Below are 19,076 nucleotides of genomic sequence, written 5' to 3'. Positions count from 1 at the left end.
TTTTACCAGTAACCGGCATTGGCGAGGTCGCCCTCCTTGCGGTGCAGGTAGGCATGCACCCAGGCGCTTTCCGCATCCTCGCCGTCCTGGGCGAAGGCGTGCGCCCCATCCCAGTCGCCGCGGGCATCGGCGGCAAGGGCCTGCAACGGCCCGCTGAGCGGCGGCAGCGCGTTGCCTTCGCGGGCGGCGCGCAGCAACTCTTCCGCCGTCATCCGAGCACCCGCTTCGCCGCCCGCCGCCGGGCCATGGAGACGCCGAGGAAAGCCAGCGCGATCACCAGCACCGAGACGCCGGTGACGACGGTGCCGAGCGCGTAGATCTCCGGCGTCGTCACCGTGCTGGTGAGGCCCTGGAGCTCCAGCGGCAGGGTATTGGCATCGCCGATCGCCTGGCTGGTCCGCGCGATCTCGTCCCAGGACAGGGTGAAGCCGAAGAGCGCGACACCGACCAGGCTCGGCGCCACCAGCGGCAGCACCACATGCTGGAAGACCTGCCAGGGCGAGGCACCGAGGTCGCGCGCCGCCTCCTCGAGGTTGTTGGGAAATCGGTTGAACACGGCGAACATGATGAGCAGGCCGAAGGGCAAGGTCCAGGTGAGATGTGCGCCCAACCCGGATGTGAAGAGGCCCATCGCCGTGGCATAGCCCTCGCTCAGCCACTCGACCCCGTTTTCCTCCGCAAAGGCCTTCACCGCATCGTCCAGCAGCCGGAATTCGAGCGCAATGCCGAGCGAGACGACGATGGAAGGCACGATCAGGCTGGCGATGGTCAGGTTGAACAGCAGCCCCTGGCCAGGGAAGCGCCGGCGGAAGGCATAGCCGGCCAGCAGCGAGATCACCGTCGTCAGCACCATGACGACGATGCCGAGCCTGAGCGAGCGGCGGAAGGAGGCCCAGATGTCGATGACGCCGGCGCCGCGCCACAGCATCTCGTACCAATGGGTCGAGACGCCGCGCAGCGGGAAGGTCAGCCCGCCCTCCGGCCCCTGGAAGGAGAGCACGAGGATCGTCAGCGTCGGGCCGTAAAGGAAGACGACGAAGAGCAGGAAGAAGGCCCCGAGAAGCCAGAAGGAGAGCGGGCGGCGATCCTCGTCCATCACAGCTCCCGCCGGATATCGATGAGCTTCGTCATGACCGCGATCACCAGCAGCACCAGCCCGAGCAGCACCACCGCTTGCGCCGCGGCCGCCGGGAATTGCAGGTAGGACATCTGCACCTGGATTACCTTGCCGATGGAGGCGATCTGCTGGCCGCCCATCACGCCGATCGTCACGAAATCCCCCATCACCAGCACGATGACGAAGATGGAGCCGATGACCAGGCCCGGCTTGGTCAGCGGGATCACCACATGCCGGAGCGTCTGCCAGCCGCTCGCCCCGGCATCCTGCGCGGCTTCCAGCAAGCGTCGGTCGATCCGCATCATGCTGTTGAAGACGGGGACGGTGACGAAAAGCGTGTAGAGGTGGACGAAAGCGAGGACGACAGAGAAGTCGGAGAAGAGCAGCCAGTCCTGCGGCTGATCGACGAGGCCGGTTCCGACGAGGAATTGGTTCACCACCCCCTCCCGCCCCAGCAGCGGCAGCCAGGAGATCATGCGGATGACGTTGGAGGTGAGGAAGGGCGCCGTGCAGACCAGGAAGAGCGCCATCCGCACCGTGTCCGAGCGGATATGGAAGGCGAGGAAATAGGCGATGCCGAAGCCGAAGAGCGTGGTCACCGCCCAGACGATGGCGCAGAGCCGGAGCGTCGAGAGATAGGTGCCGAAGGTCGTGCAAAGCCCTTCCGAGAAGTCCGAGCAGCCCTCGAACATCTCGACGTAATTGCGCGACGTGACGTCCGGCACCAGCGAGTACTCGGTGTAATTCCACAGGCTGACGACCGCGGTGGCCAGCAGGGGAAATACAAAGAAGAGCAGCAGCACCAGCGCCAATGGCGCCGCCTGGAGCAGCGGCGCCACCGGACGGCCCATTGGGCGGCGGTCAGGCGGCGATGAACTCATTCCATTTCCTGACCATGTAGTCGTTCTCGTCCATTACGGCGTTCCAGCAGACGACGGCGCCCATGCGCGCATCGAAGCTGCCGCCGTCGCGCACGCTGCCGGCCTTCTCCATCACCGTGCCGTCGGGCGCCTTGATGTCCTGCGCCGCCGGCTTGCCCATCATCCAGAAGTCCCACTCATAGGCTTCCATGCTCTTCTGGGCGGTCGAGAGCACGGCGGAGTAGTAGCCCTGCCGATTGAGGAAGGCGCCGGCCCAGCCGGAAAGGAACCAGTTGATGAACTCGTAGGCGGCATCGAGCTTCCGCCCGCTCAGCGTCTTCGGCAGGCCGAAGCCCGCGGCCCAGGCGCGGTAGCCCTCCTTCAGCGGCTGGTAGGTGCAGGGGATGCCGCGGCTGCGCACCGCCGTCACCGCCGGCGACCACATCGATTGGATCACGGTCTCGCCCGAGGCCATCAGGTTGACGCTCTCGTTGAAGTCTTTCCAGAAGGCGCGGAACTGCCCGGCGCGCTTCGCCTCGGTCAAGACCCGCATCGTCAGGTCGATCTCGGCGCGGGTCATGTTGCCCTTGTCGGCGTATTTGTGCCGGCCCATCGCCTCCACCGCCATCGCTGCGTCCATGATGCCGATGGAGGGGATGTTGAGGATGCTCGCCTTCCCCTTGAATTCCGGGTTCAGCAGCTCCGCCCAGCTCTCGATCGGCCGGCCCACGCGGTCCGGGCGGATGCCGAGCGTATCGGCATTGTAGGTGGTCGGGATCAGCGTCAGCCACTGGGTCTGGCCGGGGGCAAAGGTCTTGGCATCGCGCGCCGGCATGTAGCTGACCTTGATCGGCGCCGTGCCCTGGTCGCCGATCTTCTTCCCCGCTACCTCGCCCTTCGTGAAGACGGTGCTGATCTCATCGACCAGCTTGATGCGGCTGGCATCCATGCCCATCAGGTTGCCCGAGGGGATGATTTTCTTCAGCATCCAGTATTCGGCATCGAGGATGTCGAGGCTGTTCGGCTGCGTCACCGCGCGCCGCACCACGTCGTCCGAGGTGACGGGGATGTATTCGAGCGTGATGCCGAGATCCTGCCGTACCTTCTCCTTGATGCCGGCGTGCTGGTTCACCGCCGTGCCGACATAGCGGAGCGTCACCGCACCCTGCGCATGCACCGCGGGGGCGGCGAGGCCGGCCGCGGCGAGGCCTGCCGCGCCTTGCAGAAGCTGGCGGCGGCCAGCGCGAATGGGCTTGTCCATGCCTGGATTCTCCTTGTCCGTCATGTCCCGTCCGCCAGATAGCGGAGATCCTGCTCGTCCCAGCCGAGGCCGACCGCCTCGCCGGCCTCGAGCGGCCTGGCGCGCAGCGCGGATTCGCCGACCAGCGCCTGCCAGTCCTCACCGGCGGGGCCGGCCAGCGCCACGGCGAAGCCCGTGCCGGTGTATTCGACGCCGCGCACCGTCGCCCGCACCACGCCCTCGCCGGCCGGCCGCAGCTGCGTCCGGTCCGTCCGCACCGCGACCAGCCCGTTGGCAGGCAGCGCGATGACGTTGTGCCCGCCCATGAAGCGCGCGGCGAAGGCGGTGCGCGGGGCGTCGAACACCTCGAAGGGCGTGCCCTGCTGCTCGATCCGCCCGTCCTTCATCAGCACGACGAGGTCGGCCAGCGCCAGCGCCTCGTCCTGGCTATGGGTGACATGGACGAAGGTGATGCCGAGCTCGCGCTGGAAGCGCTTCAACTCGGCCCGCACCCGGCCGCGGAGGAAAGGGTCGAGTGCCGAGAGCGGCTCGTCCAGCAGCAGCGCCGCAGGGTTCGTCACCAGCGCGCGGGCCAGTGCCACGCGCTGCTGCTGCCCGCCCGAAAGCTGCGCCGGCAGCCGGTCCGCCAGTGCCTCCAGCTCGACGAGGCGCAGCATCTCGCGCGCCTTGGCATGGCGCTCCGCCTTCGCCACGCCGCGCATGCGGAGCGAGAAGGCGACGTTGTCGAGGCAGGAAAGATGCGGGAACAGCGCGTAGGACTGGAACATCATCGCCGTGCCGCGCCTCGCCGGCGGCAGGCCGCTGACCTCGTGATTGTCGAGCAGGATGTCGCCACCGCTCTGCCGCTCATGTCCGGCGAGCATCCGCAGGCTCGTCGTCTTGCCGCAGCCGGAGGGGCCGAGCAGGCAGCAGTAGGTGCCGGCGGCGATCTTCAGGTCGAGCGTATCCACGGCGACCGAACCGCCGAAGCGCTTGGTCACCTTGATGAATTCGATGGCGCCGCGGCTGGTCTGGCCGGTGCGCAGGAGCATGGCATCAGGCAGGCGAAGGTCCCCCTCGCCCTGGAGCCTGCGGCAGAAACGCCCCCTGCTTCAAGCAGCCGCGAGGGGGATTCAGGCCGCAGCCAGACCGAACCTGCCCAAGGAGGTATCATGCCGCCGCTCTTTTGTGCGTCTCAGCGGACCACCGCCCCGGTCCGTGGGCCGCAAGGCCCCGCCGGCCTCCAGGGTCGCGGCAAGACGGCACGCGTCCCAGCGCATGGCGGAAGGCACCGTCGTCGGTGATGAGGTGCCAACCGGTCCCGCCTTTCCGGTCGGCCGGTATGACCTCCATGACCGGACCGGCCCTGAACCCTCCGCCGCCTGCCCACGGCGGCGGCCGGGGCGATGCTGCCGGCGACGAGGTCGCGGCGGGTGACGGCTGGCGCGCATGCTCCTCCTGTTCCGCTTGCCAGCCGCGGTGCCGAGCCGTAATCCGCCATGGTCATGGCCTTTGCCTGCTTCGGCGGGATGAACGGCAGGACTTCGGGCCTTGCCGGGCACGCCTCCCCTTGCAGGGCATTGTTATGAAGCAGAACAAAGCGACGCAGGCAGTCTCGCCGTGACCACGCCCGGCCGTGCCCATGCCGAACCGAGAAGCGCCGCCTTGCCTGCCGCCCCCGGCGAGCGGCCGGAGCGCACGGTGGAGCGCGAGGCATTGCGGCGCCTGTCGCGCGACAACCGCCGCGCCATGGACGGCCTCCGCGTCATCCTGGCGAGCCGCGAGACGCTGCATGCCAGGGCAGACCTCTTCATCGACACGGCCGGCCCGGCGCCGGAGGCAAGCCTCGAGGCACTGCTCGGCGGGCTGCCACGGGAAACCACCGCATGAGCCCCGCGCCGCCCGGCTATCTCCGCCTGCCGGAGCATGCGCTGCCCATCTTCAACAGCCTGGTCGGCCCCTTCTGGGTGAAGCCGGAGGGCGAGGGCATCCTGCTCGGCTTCCGCGTCGAGCTGCGCCACTGCAACCCGATGGAGCTCTGCCATGGCGGCATGCTGGCCGCCTTCGCTGACATCGTGCTGACCGGCGGCTGCAACCACATGGCGCGGCTGAGGAGGTTCCTCGTCACCGTCAGCCTGGCGACCGATTTCATCGGCCCGGCGCGCATCGGCGCCTGGGTGGAAGCACGGCCGGAGGTGCTGAAGGTGACGCGCGGCATGCTCTTCGGCCAGTGCCTGGTGACAGCGGAGGGCGAGCCGGTGCTGCGCGCCAGCGGCACCTTCCGCCATTCCGGCGACCCGGACCCGCGCTTCGACCGGATCGCGCGGCTGCTGGACGCTCAGCCGATTGCGGCCTCCGCCTCCAGCGCGGCGCGGTAGCGCTCGGGCGCCGGGATCGGCTTCATCCGCGCGGTGTCGACGAAGGCGCAGACCAGCTCCGCCTCATAGGCCAGCCGCTCGCCGACGCGGCCGGTGACCGCGAAGCGGAGGGATGAGCCGCCGAGGCGGGCCAGCCGCACCGTGCTCGCCAGCGTGTCGCGCGGCGTGACCGGGCTGCGGAAATCCATCTGCACATGGACGAAGGGCGTGCCGATGCCCTCATCGACATTCATCTCGTACCAGCCGGTGCCGAGCCGGTCCTGGAACCAGCGCTCCACCGCCTCCATGGCGAAATCGAGGAAGCGCGCGGTGTAGGCGATGCGCGCCGCATCCGTCTCGCCCCAGGTGACGCGGCGGGTATGGGTGAAGGCCTCGGTAGGTCTCAACGTGATAGCGTCCCTGCTCGCGCATCTGGCCGCGCAGGGAGGGCCAGTCGATGCCATGTTCGCGCCCGAGCGCCCTGGGCGCCTCCTCCACGCCGGCCTCCAGCCCGCGCGACCCGCAGGCATGGATATGGGTGGGAGGCTTGCTGGAGCAAAGCGGCAAGTGCCGGCCCCATGCCCTGCTGCACCATGCGCTGCTCCGCCTCGCGGCGCAGGCGGTGGCCTGTATGGCGGCCTGGGCGCCCGGCAGCCTGCGGCGGAGGGGGTGGTTCCTCGCGCCGGGTCGTCCGTGCGATGGTGCTGCTGGAGCCGCCCTCCCTCGACGCTGGGGAGGCGACGGACAAAGGGTTCGCCCAATAGCCGGACCGCCGATCTCGAGCGGCCCCGGACAACAACGATGCGGAGGTGCTGACGCCATGAATGCTCCTGTTTCCGTCTCCGAGGCGCCCGACTGGGCGCGCTACGCCGCCGGCGCCATGGTCGAGACCTTCGCCGACGCCGTTCTCGCCGGCGGGGCGCGGACGCCCTTCACCGACCTCAACGGGGCGCTGGCCGCCATCTCGCCGACCGATCTCGGCATCCATGCGGCGCGGGCGGCGATCGCGCGGGCGGGGATCGACCCGAAGCGCATCGGCACCACCGTCGCCGGCAACTGCACGCAGGCGAGCTTCGACGCGCTCTTCTTCGCCCGCCATATCGGCCTTTATGCCGGGATGGCGGACGACCGGCCGGCGCATGGCGTGCAACGGCTCTGCACCACCGGCTTCGAGGCCATCGCCCAGGCGGCGCGGGCGACCAGCACGGGGCAGGTCGATGTCGCACTCGCCGTAGGGACAGAAAGCATGAGCCGGGCGCCGGTCGCCAGCTTCACCTCGCGCGGCGGGTTCGGGCTCGGGCAGGTAGAGTTCAAGGACTTCCTGTGGGAGGCGCTGTACGACACGGGCTGCTCAACCGCGATGGGCGGGACGGCGGAGAACCTGGCGCGGCTCCACGGCATCAGCCGCGAGGAGACGGATGCCTATGCGGCGGCGAGCTTCGCGCGGGCGCTGGAGGCGCAGAAGGCGGGGCGGTTCGGCGACGAGATCGCGCCCGTCACCGAGGCCGTCTTTGATGGGCCGGGGCTGAAGCCGCGACGGCTGAAGCTGCCGAAGAAGGTCGATGCCGTCTCGGCCGACAGCCATGTCCGGCCGACGCCTATCGAGGTGCTGGCGAAGCTCCAGCCCGTCTTCGGCGGCGTGCAGACGGGGGGCAACAGCAGCGCCATCGTCGATGGGGCGGCGGCGGTCGTCGTCACGACGGCCAAGGCGGCGGGCGAAGGCGGGGCGGTGCCGCTCGGGCGCGTCGTGGCCGCCGCGGCGGCGGGGGTGCCGGCGGAGGTAATGGGCATCGGGCCGGTGCCGGCGGCGATCGCGCTCACGCGGAAGCTCGGGCTCAGCATCGCGGATATCGACCTGTTCGAGATCAACGAGGCCTTCGGGGCACAGGCCGAGGCGGTCCGGCGCGCGCTCGGCGTCTCGCATGACCGGTTCAACGTGAATGGCGGGGCGATCGCCTTCGGGCATCCGCTGGCGGCGACCGGCGTGCGCTGCGTGCTGTCGCTGGCGATGGAGCTGAAGCGGCGGGGACTGAAGCGCGGCATCGCCGGCGCCTGCGCGGGCGGTGGGCAGGGGATGGCGGTGCTGGTCGAAGTCGCTTGAGCGAGTTCACCCGAAGCTTCCTCGTCCATTGGAATGATTGCGATCCGGCGCGGATCGTCTTCCATGCCAATTTCATCCGCTGGATGGATGAGGGCTTCACCGACATGGCCCGGGCGGGCGGCGTGGATTTCGCCGCGATGGCCGAGGCCGATCCGCATTTCCGCGGCTCGCCGCTGGTGGATCTGCGCTGCACCTTCCGGGCGCCGGCACGCTTCGCCGATATGCTGACGCACAGCATCGCGCCGCCCGCCTTCACGGGCGGGCGGGCCTTCCGGCTGGCGCATCGGTTTCTCCTGGCGGATGGGACGTTGGTCGCCGAGGGCGAGCAGACGCGCATCTGGGGGCGGGATGAGGGCGAGGGGCTGAGGGCGGTGACGATGCCGGAGGAGGTACGCCTGAAGCTACAAGGTTAGTGTTGGGGAAGGCGCTGCCTTCCCCAAGCTCCATCCGCCAGGCCGGAACCCGGCCTGGACCGGTATCAGTTCAGGAAATTTAAAAACTTGATGCTGGCTCAGGCCAAGTCTCTGGAAAGACTGGGCCAAGCGCCAGAATTTTAGGGTTTCAGGGGTTGAGGCGGCGTTGCTGGTGCAAGGCGCGGCTTGGGATTAGGCGGGCAATCCTATATCCCGAAGCGCACCGAAATGCAACGACTCAGCCGGCGATGACCCAGGGCATCTCCAGGACGCCGAGGCCCAAGGGGCGATCGCCCTCGATGCGGACGCGCTGCAGAGCATCGGCCGGGGCGCCGGTGTGGAGCACCGTGCGGTTGTCCCAGAGGATCAGGTCGCCGGGCTGCCACGCATGACGCCAGGTGACGGCGGGCGCGGTCGCGGCGGCGAAAAGGGCAGCAAGCAGCCGGGCGCTCTCGCCGGCGGGCAGGTTCAGAATGCGGCGGGTGAAGGCCGGATTGACGAAGAGAGCCCCCTCCCCCGTCACCGGATGGCTGCGGACGACCGGGTGCTCGGCGAGGCGGCCGTGATGGGCGTGCTCGGCGCGCAGCTCCTCGGCGCGGCGGCGGAGGCCGGCGGGAAGCAGCGAAAGGGCGGCGCGCTGGTCGGCGAAGGCGATCCCGGTGGCCTCGGCCGCGGGGGCATGGGCGAGGCAAGCGAGGCTCGGCTCCGCCTCGTGGGTGTGGTCGGCGTGCCAGGCGGCGCCGGGAGGGGCCTCTCCCTCGGGGATGCCGGCAACCACGCGAAGCGCGGGCGGCAGGAGCATGCTGCGGCGGTCGAGGAGAGGCGCTTCCACCGCTGCGAGGCCGGCAGCGAAGCCAGCCTGCGCCTCGGGGCTCAGACGCTGGCCGCGGAAGAGCAGCACGGCATGCTCGAGGAAGGCATCGTGCAGGACTTCGAGCGTCGGCGCGTCGAGCGGAGCGGCAAGGTCGAGGCCGGTCACTTCGGCGGCGAAGGCGGGGTGAAGCGGGGTGATCTGCATGGCGGGCGTCCGGGTGTAGGGGTCAGTGGGATGGGTGCGCGTCAGCCTCGACAGCGCATTCGCCCGCATCCCTGGCTTTGGCCCCGCTGCATTCCACGCTCTCTCTTGTCGGCCATGGCGATTATCCACGATCCATGATGGATATAATGGACATTGCACGACGGGACGCAAGGATGATTCCGTCACGATGAAGCGTTCAACCTGGCAGAAGCTGGTTGAATTCACCGATCAGAGATTGTTAATCATGGGCCAGACATCAGCCGGAGGCCGCCATGTCCGTCCGTCTTGCCCGCCGGGTGCTGCCCGGCCTCGCCCTGGGGCTCGCCGCGCCGGCGCGGGCGCAGGGCGGGGGACCGCTGCTGAATGTCAGCTACGATCCGACGCGGGAATTCTACCGGGCCTATAACGGCGCCTTCGCACAGTGGTGGCGGGAGAAGTCGGGCCAGGCGGTACGGGTAAACACCTCGCACGGTGGGTCGGGGCGGCAGGCGCGGGCGGTGATCGACGGGTTGGCGGCGGATGTCGTCACCCTCGCCCTGGCCTACGACATCGACGCGATTGCCGAGCGGGGGTTGATCGCGCGGGACTGGCAGCGGCGACTGCCGGACAACAGCGCGCCTTATGCGAGCACCATCCTGTTCCTCGTGCGGCGCGGGAATCCGAAGGGCATCCGCGACTGGGGCGACCTGGTGAAGCCGGGGGTCGGCGTCGTCACGCCCAACCCCAAGACCTCCGGCGGGGCGCGGTGGAATTACCTGGCGGCCTGGGCCTGGGCGCGGCGGCAGGGCGGCGATCAGGCGGCGGCGGAGTATCTCGGGCGGCTGCTGCGCAATGTCCCGGTGCTCGATGCAGGCGCCCGCGGCTCGACCACCAGCTTCGCCCAGCGGGCACAGGGCGATGTGCTGCTGGCCTGGGAGAACGAGGCGCATCTGGCCTTCGCGGAATTCGGCGAGGGGCAGTTCGAGATCGTGGTGCCGAGCCTGTCCATCCTCGCCGAGCCGCCGGTGGCCGTGGTGGACCGCAATGTCGACAGGCGGGGAACGCGGGCGGTGGCGGAGGCCTATCTGCAGCATCTCTATTCGGCCGAGGCGCAGGCGCTGGCGGCGCAACACCATTACCGGCCGCGCGACCGGGCGGCGCTGGCGACGGCGCGGGCCAGCTTCCCCGACCTGCCGCTGGTGACGGTGGATGCCGAGTTCGGCGGTTGGGCGGAGGCGCAGCGGGCGCATTTCGCCGATGGGGGCAGCTTCGACCGGCTGTACCAGCCGGGGCGATGAGGCGGCGGTCAGCGCTGCCGGGGCTTGGCCTCGCGCTCGGGGTGACCTGGCTGTGGCTGGGGCTGATCGTGCTGGTGCCGCTGGCGGCGCTGGTGCTGCGGCCCTGGGAGCTGGGGCTGGCCGGCGTCTGGGCAAGCGTGACGGAGCCGCGGGTGGTGGCGGCGCTCGGCCTGTCCTTCGGGGCGGCGCTGGGGGCGGCGCTGGTCGACCTGCCGCTCGGGCTGCTGATCGCCTGGGTGGTGGTGCGGTACCGCTTTCCGGGGCGAAGGGTGCTGGATGCGGCGATCGACCTGCCCTTCGCGCTGCCGACGGCCGTCGCCGGGCTGGCGCTGACCGCGCTGTATGCGCCGAACGGGTGGCTGGGGGCGCCGCTGGCGGCGATGGGGGTGACGGTGGCCTTCACCCCGCTCGGTGTCGCGGTGGCGCTGGCCTTCGTCGGCCTGCCCTTCGTCGTCCGGATGGTGGAGCCGGTGCTGCGCGACCTGGGGCCTGAGGCGGAGGAGGCCGCCGCCGTGCTGGGGGCGACGCGGTGGCAGGCCTGGCGGCGCGTGGTGCTGCCGGCGCTGGGGCCGGCGCTGGTCTCGGGGGTGGCGCTCGCCTTCGCGCGCGCCGTGGGCGAGTATGGCAGCGTGATCTTCATCGCCGGGAACCGGCCGATGGAGAGCGAGATCGCGCCGCTGCTGATCGTCGCTCGGCTGGAGCAATACGACTATGCCGGTGCGGCGGCGCTGGGGCTGGCGATGCTGCTCCTCTCCTTCGCCTTCCTGCTGGTCTTCGGGGTGATGCAGCGCAGGCTGCGGCGGGGGGTCATGTGAGGCGGCCAACCGAGGAGGCGCCGTGGCTGCGCTGGGTGTTGTGCTTGGCGGCGGTGGGGGTCGCCCTGCTGTTTCTCGTGCTGCCGCTGGTGGCGGTGTTCGCCGAGGCCTTCCGGCGGGGGTGGGGGCCGGTCGCTAAGTCGCTTAGCGATCCGGATGCGCTGGCGGCGGTCAGGCTCACCCTGCTGGTCGCGGCGATCGCAGTGCCGGTCAACCTGGTGGGTGGGGTGGCGGCGGCCTGGGCGATCGCCAAATTCGACTTCCCCGGCAAGCGGCTGCTGACGGTGCTGATCGAGCTGCCCTTCTCGGTGTCGCCGGTGATCTCGGGGCTCGTCTATGTACTGGTCTTCGGGGCACAGGGGTGGCTCGGGCCCTGGCTCGAGGAACGCGGGGTGCAGGTGGTCTTCGCCCTGCCGGGGATCGTGCTGGCGACGATCTTCGTCACCTTCCCCTTCGTGGCGCGGACGCTGATCCCGCTGATGCAGGACCAGGGACGGACGGAGGAGGAGGCGGCGGCGACGCTCGGCGCCGGGGGCTGGGCGATGTTCCGGCGGGTGACGCTGCCGAATATCCGCTGGGCGCTGCTCTCGGGCGTGCTGCTCTGCAATGCACGGGCGATGGGGGAGTTCGGGGCGGTGTCGGTGGTATCGGGGCATGTGAGGGGGGAGACCAACACCATGCCGCTGCATGTCGAGATCCTCTACAACGAGTACCAATTCGTCGCGGCCTTCGCGGTGGCGGGCTTGCTCGCGCTGCTGGCGCTGGTGACGCTCGGCGCCAAGGCGGTGCTGGAGCGGGCTGGGTGATCGAGGTTCGGGGGTTGCATCTGCGCTATGGCGGGGTGGCGGCGTTGGATGGGGTGGATCTCGCCCTGCGCGCGGGGGAGTTCGTCGCGCTGCTGGGGGCTTCGGGGAGCGGGAAGACGACTCTGCTCAGAAGCCTTGCGGGGCTTGAATTCCCAGATGCGGGCCAAGTGCTGATCGAGGGGCGGGACATGGCCGCCGTGCCGGCGCGGGAGCGCGGGGTTGGCTTCGTCTTCCAGAATTATGCGCTGTTCCGGCACATGACGGTGTTCGAGAACATCGCTTTCGGGCTGCGGATCAGGCCGCGGGGGCAGCGGCCGGGACGCACGGAGATCGCGCGGCGGGTGGAGGAGCTGCTGGCGCTGGTGCGGCTGCCGGGGATGGGGGAGCGGCATCCCGATCAGCTTTCGGGTGGGCAGCGGCAGCGGGTGGCCCTCGCCCGGGCGCTGGCGATCGAGCCGCGGGTGCTGCTGCTCGACGAGCCCTTCGGCGCGCTGGATGCGAAGGTGCGCAAGGAGCTGCGGCACTGGCTGCGCGGGCTGCATGACCGGCTGGGGCTGACGAGCCTCTTCGTCACCCATGACCAGGACGAGGCGCTGGAGCTGGCCGACCGGGTGGCGGTGATGCGCGACGGGCGGGTGGTGCAGTTCGACACGCCGGAGGCGCTGCTGGCGGCGCCGGCCGATGCGGGGGTGGCGGGCTTCCTCGGCGATGCGGTGCCGGTCGACTGCGTGGTGCGGGAAGGCAGGGCCTGGTTCGAGGGGCTGCCGCCGGTCGAGGTCGCGGGGGTGAAGGGGGGGAAGGCGGTGGCCTTCCTGCGGCCGGTCGATCTGCTAGCGGAGGCGGGGGCGGGCGAGGCCAGGGTTGCGGCGGCGCGGCAAGATGGGCGGGGAGTGCGGCTGACGGTGGAGGTGGCGGGGATGCTGCTGGAGGCGACGCCCACGCCCGGCTGGGCGCCGCGGCGGGGGGAGGCCTGCCGCGTCACGGTGCTCGCGGCGCGGGTGTTTCCGGCCTGAAGCCGGGCAGCGCCAGGGCGGCGCAGAGCAGGGCGAGGCCGGTCATCCCATAGACCAGGGCGGGCGGCAGGACCGGCAGCAGCAGCCCGGCCGCCAGCGGGCCGGCGCCGGCGCCGAGGTCGCGCCAGGTGGCGAGGCGGGCCAGGGCCGGGACGCGCTCGGCGCCCGGGTTCCGGGCGGCGACGACCGGGGCCGGGAGCGGCTGGAGCAGGCCGCGCAGCAGGGTGACGAGCAGGGCGCCGATCCAGAGCCCCGCGCCGCCGAGCCCGATGGCGGCGAGCGCCAGGGCGGAGGCGGCGGAGAGCAGGATCATCATCCGTGCGGCGCCGAAGCGGTCGGCCAGCGCGCCGCCGGCGGGGCCGAGGGCGATCTCGGAGGCGTAGCGGAGCGCCAGGGCCAGGCCGGCGGCGAGGGCGGCCCCCTGCCCTCCCATGGCGAGCGCGGCGAGGACCGAGAGGCCGAGGACGAAGACACCGTCAAGCGCCATTCCCTGCACGAAGGACCAGACATCGATCCGCGCAGGCAAGCCGAAGCGTGGGGCGCCGCGCACCGGCTCGCCATGGCCGCCGGGGAGGCGGAGGGCGAAGGGCATGGCGCCGAGGGCGATGCCGGCAAGCAGGAGGAAGACGAGCCGGGGGCCATGGGCCTCGGCGATGAGGGCGCCAGCGACGAGGCCGGTCATCGGGCCGGTGGCGATGATGGCACGCGACCGGCCGCTGCGGCGGGCGGCGCCCCCTGCCTCGGCGGTGGCGAGGGCCTGGGTCGCGATGTTCAGCGCGGCGAAGGAAAGGCCCCAGAGCAGCCGCGCCGCCAGCAGCCACCAGAGGCCGGGCAGCAGGGCGTAGCCGAGCGAGGAGCCCGCGGCGCCGAGCACGGCGAGGGCGCAGGCGATGCGCGGGCCGCGCTGCTCGTAGAGCCGGGCAATCCAGCCATAGCCGGCGATGCGGACCAGGCGGTTGGCGGCAAGCAGGAGGCCGGCCTCGGCGAAGGTGACGCCGAAGGCGGCGGCGTGGAGCGGCAGCAGCAGGTAGAGGACGGTATCGGTCGGCAGGGTCAGGCCGAGGGCGATGGAGGCATCGCGGGAGGCGCGGTCGGCGGCAGGGGCGTCCATGCCGCGAGGCTGCGCCCCACGGCATGGTTAGACAACCGGATGACTAAGCCCTTTGTTGGTGCAGGCTCAGCCCTTCACGTCCATCGCCTGGCGCAACCCGTCGCTCAGCAGGTTGAAGCAGATGGAGGTGACGAAGATGCAGGCGCCGGGCAGCACCGCGACCCAGGGCTGGACATAGATGGCGGTGCGCAGCGTGTTCAGCATGAGCCCCCATTCCGGCTCGGGCGGCTTGGTGCCGAGGCCGAGGAAGCTGAGGCCGGAGGAGAGGATCATGCAGACGCTGATGAGGCCCGTCGCATAGACGAAGATCGGGCCAAGCACGTTGCCGAGCACATGCACGCGGACGATGGTGAAGCCCGAGGCGCCTGAGGCCCGTGCCGCATCGACGAAGTCGAGGCTGCGGACGCCCTGCGTCACGCTCTCGGCCACGCGGATGATCTGCGGCACGAAGACCAGCGTCAGCGACAGGATGGCGTTGAAGATGCCGGCGCCGAGCGCGCCCGAGATGGCGACGGCGAGCAGCACCGAGGGAAAAGCATAGAAGACGTCGGTGACGCGCATGATCGCCATGTTCACGCGGCCGCCCATGAAGCCCGCCGTCACGCCGAGCGTGGTGCCGATGACGAAGGCGAAGGCCACGGGCACGATGCCCATGAACCAGGAGAGGCGGCCGCCATAGAGCAGGCGCGTCAGGATGTCGCGGCCGAGCTCGTCGGTGCCGAGCAGGTAGTTCGGCGTGCCGATGGCGCGGAGGCGGCGGATCATGCTGCCCTGGTAGGGGTCGTGCGGCGCCAGCAGCGGGGCGAAGACGATCGCCAGCAGCATCAGCAGCAGGATGGCGGCGCAGGCGATCGTCACCGGGTCTCGCCGCAGGCGCTTGAAGACGCCGGCCCAGTAGCCTTGCGAGCGGACGGGGGCCTGGCGGGCCTGGACGGCGAGTTCCGCTTCCGCAGCGGTCGGGGTGGTGGCCGTGCTCATCGATGCAGGCTCCTCAGGCGCGCTTGATGCGGGGGTCGAGGGTGGTCTGGACCAGGTCGACCAGCAGGTTCAGGGCGACGAAGAACATCGCCAGCACCAGGATCGTCCCCTGCAGCACCGGCAGGTCGCGCTGGAAGATGGCGCTGTTCAGCAGCAGGCCCGTCCCCGGCCAGGAGAAGACGGTCTCGACCAGGATGGAGCCGCCCATCAGGTAGCCGAGCTGCAGGCCCATCACCGCCAGCGCGTTGGGCGCGGCGTTCTTGACGACATGGAGGAAGATGCCGCTGCGCGTCATCCCCTTGCCCCGCAGCGCGGTGATGAATTCCTGGTTCATGATCTCGGCGACGATGCCGCGCACGGTGCGCGTCACGATGCCCATGGGGATGACCGAGAGGGTGATGGTCGGCAGGACGAGATGCTTGATGTGCTCCCAGTCCCAGCCCCAGTCGGAGGAGCCGCCGGGGCCAGCGCCCATCGCCGGCAGCCAGTTGAGCTGAACGGAGAAGATGACGACCATCACCATCCCCAGCCAGTAATGCGGGACGGAAACGCCCGCGACGGCGATGCCCGTCGCGCCGCGGTCGATGGCGGAGCCGCGGAAGGTGCCGGCGAGGCCGCCCAGGATGCAGCCGAGGACGAAGCCGAGGCCGGAGGCGCAGAAGGCCAGCATCAGCGTGTTGCCGATGGCGCTGCGGAGATCGGCCCAGACCGGACGGCCGGTGGCGAGCGAACGGCCGAGATCGCCGACCACGACCTTCGAGAGCCAGAGGCCGAACTGCACCGGCAGCGGCTTGTCGAGGCCGTAGTCGCGGCGGACCTGCTCCACCACGTCGGCGGGCGCGTCGGGCGGGACGATGGCGTTGATCGGGTCGCCGGGGGCGATCTGCACCAGCATGAAGCAGACGAAGCCGACGGCGAGGGCGATCGGGATCGCGTAGACGATGCGCCGCGCCAGATAAAGGATCATGCGGTGGTTCCCAGGTCTCTGCCGGGGCTGTGACGCAAGGCGCGTGCCAGGATGGCGCGGGCACCGGCGGCGGTGGCAGGGCCGGAGCTGCCCAGGGAGGCGGCAGAGTGCCCGTGGCGTGGGCTTAGGCGGAAATTAAGGGGAGGTGGGGGAGAGTGCCGCCATCGGAGCGCAGGCATGGCGGGCAAGGGCAAGAAGGGCGGCGTCACCATCGTCATCCGCAAGGAGGAAGGCGGCGAGCACGGGCATCATGGCGGCGCCTGGAAGGTCGCCTATGCCGATTTCGTCACGGCCATGATGGCCTTCTTCCTGCTGATGTGGCTGCTGAACGCCACCTCCGAGGAGCAGCGGCGCGGGCTCGCCGACTTCTTCTCGCCGAACAACGTGCTGGCGCGGGCCAATTCGGGCAGCGGCCAGCCCTTCGGCGGAAGGACGCCGCATGCGGAGGGGGCCTCGGTTTCCGACAGCGGCGCGGTGCGCGTGGAGCGGGGGCAGGCACCCTTCCTCCTCGACATCGAGGAGGATGGCGACACGCCGGCGGCACCGCCCTCCCCTGCCCTTCCGCCACAGCCGGACCAGACCGAGGTGCCGCATGCGGCGCAGCCGGACACCGCCGCCATCCCCGATGCGGCGCTGCGCGAGGAGCTGGCGCGGCGCGAGCGGGTGGCGCTGGAGCGCGCCGCCGAGGATATCCGCGCCGCGGTGCGCGACGACCCGGCGCTGGCGGAGCTGGCGCGCCAACTCGTCGTCGAGCAGGTGCCGGAGGGCCTGCGCGTCCAGATCCTCGATGCCGAGCGGCGGCCGATGTTCGCCGTTGGCAGCGCGGCGCCGAACGAGCGGGCGCGGGCGCTGCTGCAACAGGTGATCCGGGTGGCGGCACGGCTGCCGAACGGCCTTGCCATCGCCGGCCACACGGATGCGACGCCCTTCCGCGGTGGCGAGCGCGGCAATTGGGAGCTTTCGGCCGAGCGGGCCAATGCGGTGCGGCGCCTGATGGTGGAGGGCGGCATCGCCGAGAGCAGGCTGCAAAGCGTCACCGGCCATGCCGAGCGCGACCTGCTGATGCCAGGCGATCCGACCAATGCGGCGAACCGGCGTGTCGCCATCACCCTGCTGCGGCAGCTGCCGGAGAGCGCCGCGCGATGACGACGATCGGCGGCTTCGTCTTCCTGCTGGCCATGGTGTTCGGCGGCTACATCATCGCCGGCGGCAAGTTCGGCATCATCCTGCACTCGCTGCCCTACGAGATGATGATGATCGGCGGCGCCGCCGTCGGCTCCTTCGTCATGTCCAACAGCATGCACGACATCAAGCACGTGCTCGGCGGCTTCGGGAAGATCATCAAGGGCGCGCGCTTCCACAAGCACGAGTATTCCGATCTCCTCGCGCTGCTCTACTTCTTCGTCCGGCTCGCCCAGCAGAAGGGCGCCATGGCGCTGGAGCCGCATATCGAGAAGCCGGAGGAGAGCGCCGCCTTTCAGAAATTCCCCAAGATCGCGGCCGACAAGGTCGCCACCACCATGATCTGCGACTACCTGCGCATGGTCGGCATGAATGCCGACGACCCGCACCAGATCGAGGACATCATGGCGCGGGAACTCAAGAAGGTGGCGAACGAGGAGATGCACGCGGCGCATGCCATGCAGGCCATCGCCGATGCGCTGCCGGCGCTCGGCATCGTTGCCGCCGTGCTCGGCGTCATCAAGACCATGGCGAGCATCGACCAGCCGCCCGCGGTGCTCGGCGGGATGATCGGCGGCGCGCTGGTCGGCACCTTCCTCGGCATCCTGCTGGCCTATGGGATGATGGGGCCGATGGCGGCGCGGCTGAAGGGCGTGGTCGAGGAGGAGTGCAAGTTCTACGAGGTGATCCGCGCCGTCCTCGTGTCCCACCTGCACGGCAATGCGCCGCAGGTGGCGGTGGAAGCCGGCCGCAAGACCGCGCCGAGCCATTCCATGCCGACCTTCCAGGAGCTGGAGGCGGCGCTGCAGGAGGTGCAGATCGCTTGACCGGGGCGGGCGGCGCGGGCATCGGTGCGGCCATGGACACCGCGCATTCGCCCTATCATGAGCATCTCGGCATCACGGTCGAGGAATGGCGGGAGGGCTATGCGCGGCTGGTCTGCGAGACGGAACCCTTCCACGCCAACCGTTCGGGCATCGTGCATGGCGGGCTGCTGCTGTCGATGATCGACCAGGCCGCCGCCTTCGCCGGGCTGTTCTGCCCGGTGCCGGGGCGGGTGCGGCGGGCGGTGACGCTCGACCTCGATTGCCGCTTCACCGGCCAAGCGGCGATCGGCGGCAGGCTGGTGGCCGAGGGGCGGGTGATGACGGGCGGGCGCAACGTCTTCTTCGCCCGCACCGAAGTGTTCGATGCGGAGGGGCGGATGGTGGCCTTCGGCGCCTCCACCCATCGCTACCGGGCGGGAAGCGGGGACCCCGAGGGCGTGCCTATTCAACCCTGAGCGCGGCGCGGCGCTCGGCGCGGCCGGCGGGGTCGGTCAGCGCGGAAAGGCGCTCTGCCGCCAGCATGGCGAAGCGGTGCAGCAGGGCGCGGCGGCGGGCGGGGGCCAAAGGGTGGGCCGGGGCGGGGCGAAGCTCGGCCATCTCAAGCCCATCGGCGACGAGCAGGCCGGCATCCTCCGGCAACAGCGCCTGCGGGAAGTCGAGGTCCACCGCGAAATAGAGCCGGTCGCAATACTCGCGGTAGTCGGGCCATTTCAGGTCCGAGAGGAAGTCCCGGGCGCAGGACTTCACCTCGACGATAACGAAGCCGCCGTCGGGCAGGAGGGCGAGCAGGTCCGCCCGGCGGCCGTTCGGCAGCGGCATCTCGGCGAGGCTGGACCAGCCGCGAAGGCCGCAGAAGCGCTGCGTGGCCCGGCAGACGAGGCTGGTGCGTTCCGCAGGCGTCAAGGTGCATCCCGGGGCCAAGTCCGGCGTTGATGGGAGAATGGTCACAAATTCACGGCTCCGGTGTCAGCGAAACGATGGAAGGGACCCCGGC

At 70.4% G+C, this 19,076-nt stretch carries 22 protein-coding genes; 11 read left to right on the top strand and 11 right to left on the bottom strand.

All coding sequences use genetic code 11. The features are described 5' to 3' along the window. Nucleotides 1–2: 2 nt before the first annotated feature. The 5 genes from LH62_RS14990 to LH62_RS14970 are packed head-to-tail and all read right to left on the bottom strand — an operon-like array spanning nucleotide 3 to nucleotide 4,269. Complete coding sequence (locus LH62_RS14990; RefSeq protein WP_201445508.1) at nucleotides 3–212, bottom strand: hypothetical protein; 210 nt, start codon at nucleotides 210–212, stop codon at nucleotides 3–5. Further along, nucleotides 209–1,096: an ABC transporter permease gene (locus LH62_RS14985; protein WP_201445507.1), complete on the bottom strand. Its 888-nt coding sequence runs from the start codon at nucleotides 1,094–1,096 to the stop codon at nucleotides 209–211. The genes LH62_RS14990 and LH62_RS14985 overlap by 4 nt, the downstream gene beginning before the upstream one ends. After that, nucleotides 1,096–1,998 (bottom strand): ABC transporter permease, encoded by a 903-nt coding sequence (locus LH62_RS14980; RefSeq protein WP_043362536.1) that lies wholly within the window; start codon nucleotides 1,996–1,998, stop codon nucleotides 1,096–1,098. Before LH62_RS14980 ends, LH62_RS14985 begins: the two co-directional genes overlap by 1 nt. After that, the gene (locus LH62_RS14975; RefSeq protein WP_144404499.1) at nucleotides 1,979–3,238 is read right to left on the bottom strand and encodes a PotD/PotF family extracellular solute-binding protein; all 1,260 of its coding nucleotides are present in this window, start codon (nucleotides 3,236–3,238) and stop codon (nucleotides 1,979–1,981) included. Before LH62_RS14975 ends, LH62_RS14980 begins: the two co-directional genes overlap by 20 nt. A gap of 20 nt (nucleotides 3,239–3,258) precedes the next feature. Next, entirely contained in the window at nucleotides 3,259–4,269 is a 1,011-nt protein-coding gene (locus tag LH62_RS14970) for an ABC transporter ATP-binding protein (RefSeq protein ID WP_052214524.1), read from the bottom strand. 568 nt (nucleotides 4,270–4,837) lie between these two features. Here LH62_RS14970 and LH62_RS14965 point away from each other — a divergent pair. Together LH62_RS14965 and LH62_RS28450 are read left to right on the top strand one after the other, a co-directional pair. Beyond that, nucleotides 4,838–5,107, top strand: coding sequence for a hypothetical protein (locus LH62_RS14965; protein ID WP_043362533.1), 270 nt, complete (start codon nucleotides 4,838–4,840; stop codon nucleotides 5,105–5,107). Then, entirely contained in the window at nucleotides 5,104–5,595 is a 492-nt protein-coding gene (locus tag LH62_RS28450) for a PaaI family thioesterase (RefSeq protein ID WP_052214522.1), read from the top strand. The genes LH62_RS14965 and LH62_RS28450 overlap by 4 nt, the downstream gene beginning before the upstream one ends. Here the strand turns inward: LH62_RS28450 and LH62_RS14955 are convergent. After that, nucleotides 5,556–5,981: a thioesterase family protein gene (locus tag LH62_RS14955; RefSeq protein WP_052214520.1), complete on the bottom strand. Its 426-nt coding sequence runs from the start codon at nucleotides 5,979–5,981 to the stop codon at nucleotides 5,556–5,558. The genes LH62_RS28450 and LH62_RS14955 overlap by 40 nt on opposite strands. Nucleotides 5,982–6,394: 413 nt before the next feature. Here LH62_RS14955 and LH62_RS14950 point away from each other — a divergent pair, with 413 nt between their 5' ends. Then, entirely contained in the window at nucleotides 6,395–7,675 is a 1,281-nt protein-coding gene (locus tag LH62_RS14950; RefSeq protein ID WP_082012586.1) for a thiolase family protein, read from the top strand. After that, complete coding sequence (locus LH62_RS14945) at nucleotides 7,672–8,088, top strand: thioesterase family protein (protein WP_052214517.1); 417 nt, start codon at nucleotides 7,672–7,674, stop codon at nucleotides 8,086–8,088. The genes LH62_RS14950 and LH62_RS14945 overlap by 4 nt, the downstream gene beginning before the upstream one ends. A gap of 238 nt (nucleotides 8,089–8,326) precedes the next feature. Here the strand turns inward: LH62_RS14945 and LH62_RS14940 are convergent, their stop codons facing one another. Beyond that, the gene (locus LH62_RS14940) at nucleotides 8,327–9,106 is read right to left on the bottom strand and encodes a TauD/TfdA family dioxygenase (protein ID WP_160299840.1); all 780 of its coding nucleotides are present in this window, start codon (nucleotides 9,104–9,106) and stop codon (nucleotides 8,327–8,329) included. Between the two features lie 272 nt (nucleotides 9,107–9,378). Here LH62_RS14940 and LH62_RS14935 point away from each other — a divergent pair, with 272 nt between their 5' ends. From LH62_RS14935 to LH62_RS14920, 4 genes are read left to right on the top strand one after another with little or no spacing between them, the layout of a single operon-like run. Continuing rightward, nucleotides 9,379–10,383 carry a sulfate ABC transporter substrate-binding protein gene (locus LH62_RS14935; RefSeq protein ID WP_082012585.1) on the top strand — a complete coding sequence of 335 codons (1,005 nt, stop codon included), beginning with the start codon at nucleotides 9,379–9,381 and terminating at the stop codon, nucleotides 10,381–10,383. Then, nucleotides 10,380–11,198 (top strand): sulfate ABC transporter permease subunit CysT, encoded by an 819-nt coding sequence (cysT, locus tag LH62_RS14930; protein WP_043362531.1) that lies wholly within the window; start codon nucleotides 10,380–10,382, stop codon nucleotides 11,196–11,198. Before LH62_RS14935 ends, cysT begins: the two co-directional genes overlap by 4 nt. After that, nucleotides 11,195–12,004 (top strand): sulfate ABC transporter permease subunit CysW, encoded by an 810-nt coding sequence (cysW, locus tag LH62_RS14925; RefSeq protein ID WP_052214513.1) that lies wholly within the window; start codon nucleotides 11,195–11,197, stop codon nucleotides 12,002–12,004. Before cysT ends, cysW begins: the two co-directional genes overlap by 4 nt. Continuing rightward, nucleotides 12,001–13,017, top strand: coding sequence for a sulfate/molybdate ABC transporter ATP-binding protein (locus tag LH62_RS14920; RefSeq protein ID WP_043362528.1), 1,017 nt, complete (start codon nucleotides 12,001–12,003; stop codon nucleotides 13,015–13,017). Before cysW ends, LH62_RS14920 begins: the two co-directional genes overlap by 4 nt. Here the strand turns inward: LH62_RS14920 and LH62_RS14915 are convergent. The 3 genes from LH62_RS14915 to LH62_RS14905 all read right to left on the bottom strand — a co-directional run bounded on the left by LH62_RS14915 (nucleotide 12,983) and on the right by LH62_RS14905 (nucleotide 16,073). Continuing rightward, nucleotides 12,983–14,128, bottom strand: a complete 1,146-nt coding sequence (locus LH62_RS14915) for an MFS transporter (protein WP_043362526.1) — start codon at nucleotides 14,126–14,128, stop codon at nucleotides 12,983–12,985. The two genes, LH62_RS14920 and LH62_RS14915, sit on opposite strands and share 35 nt — an antisense overlap. A 66-nt stretch (nucleotides 14,129–14,194) precedes the next feature. After that, a complete protein-coding gene (locus LH62_RS14910; protein ID WP_043362523.1) occupies nucleotides 14,195–15,106 on the bottom strand; it encodes an ABC transporter permease in 912 nt (303 codons plus the stop codon). A gap of 13 nt (nucleotides 15,107–15,119) precedes the next feature. Beyond that, entirely contained in the window at nucleotides 15,120–16,073 is a 954-nt protein-coding gene (locus tag LH62_RS14905; protein ID WP_043362522.1) for an ABC transporter permease, read from the bottom strand. Nucleotides 16,074–16,250: 177 nt separating this feature from the next. Between LH62_RS14905 and LH62_RS14900 the strand changes: the two genes are divergently transcribed. From LH62_RS14900 to LH62_RS14890, 3 genes are read left to right on the top strand one after another with little or no spacing between them, the layout of a single operon-like run. Next, entirely contained in the window at nucleotides 16,251–17,219 is a 969-nt protein-coding gene (locus LH62_RS14900) for a flagellar motor protein MotB (RefSeq protein WP_043362520.1), read from the top strand. Continuing rightward, the gene (gene motA / locus LH62_RS14895) at nucleotides 17,216–18,082 is read left to right on the top strand and encodes a flagellar motor stator protein MotA (RefSeq protein ID WP_043362518.1); all 867 of its coding nucleotides are present in this window, start codon (nucleotides 17,216–17,218) and stop codon (nucleotides 18,080–18,082) included. Before LH62_RS14900 ends, motA begins: the two co-directional genes overlap by 4 nt. Beyond that, on the top strand, nucleotides 18,079–18,537 hold the full coding sequence (locus LH62_RS14890; protein WP_236552556.1) for a PaaI family thioesterase: 459 nt from the start codon (nucleotides 18,079–18,081) through the stop codon (nucleotides 18,535–18,537). Before motA ends, LH62_RS14890 begins: the two co-directional genes overlap by 4 nt. Here LH62_RS14890 and LH62_RS14885 read toward each other — a convergent pair. Next, the gene (locus tag LH62_RS14885; protein ID WP_052214511.1) at nucleotides 18,524–18,985 is read right to left on the bottom strand and encodes an MmcB family DNA repair protein; all 462 of its coding nucleotides are present in this window, start codon (nucleotides 18,983–18,985) and stop codon (nucleotides 18,524–18,526) included. The genes LH62_RS14890 and LH62_RS14885 overlap by 14 nt on opposite strands. Nucleotides 18,986–19,076 lie beyond the last annotated feature (91 nt).

It is taken from the genome of Belnapia sp. F-4-1 (assembly GCF_000802185.1).
In the GTDB taxonomy this organism is placed as follows: domain Bacteria; phylum Pseudomonadota; class Alphaproteobacteria; order Acetobacterales; family Acetobacteraceae; genus Belnapia.
The sequence above is the reverse complement of the archived record's forward strand: the minus strand, read 5'-3'. Positions and strand labels throughout refer to the sequence as shown.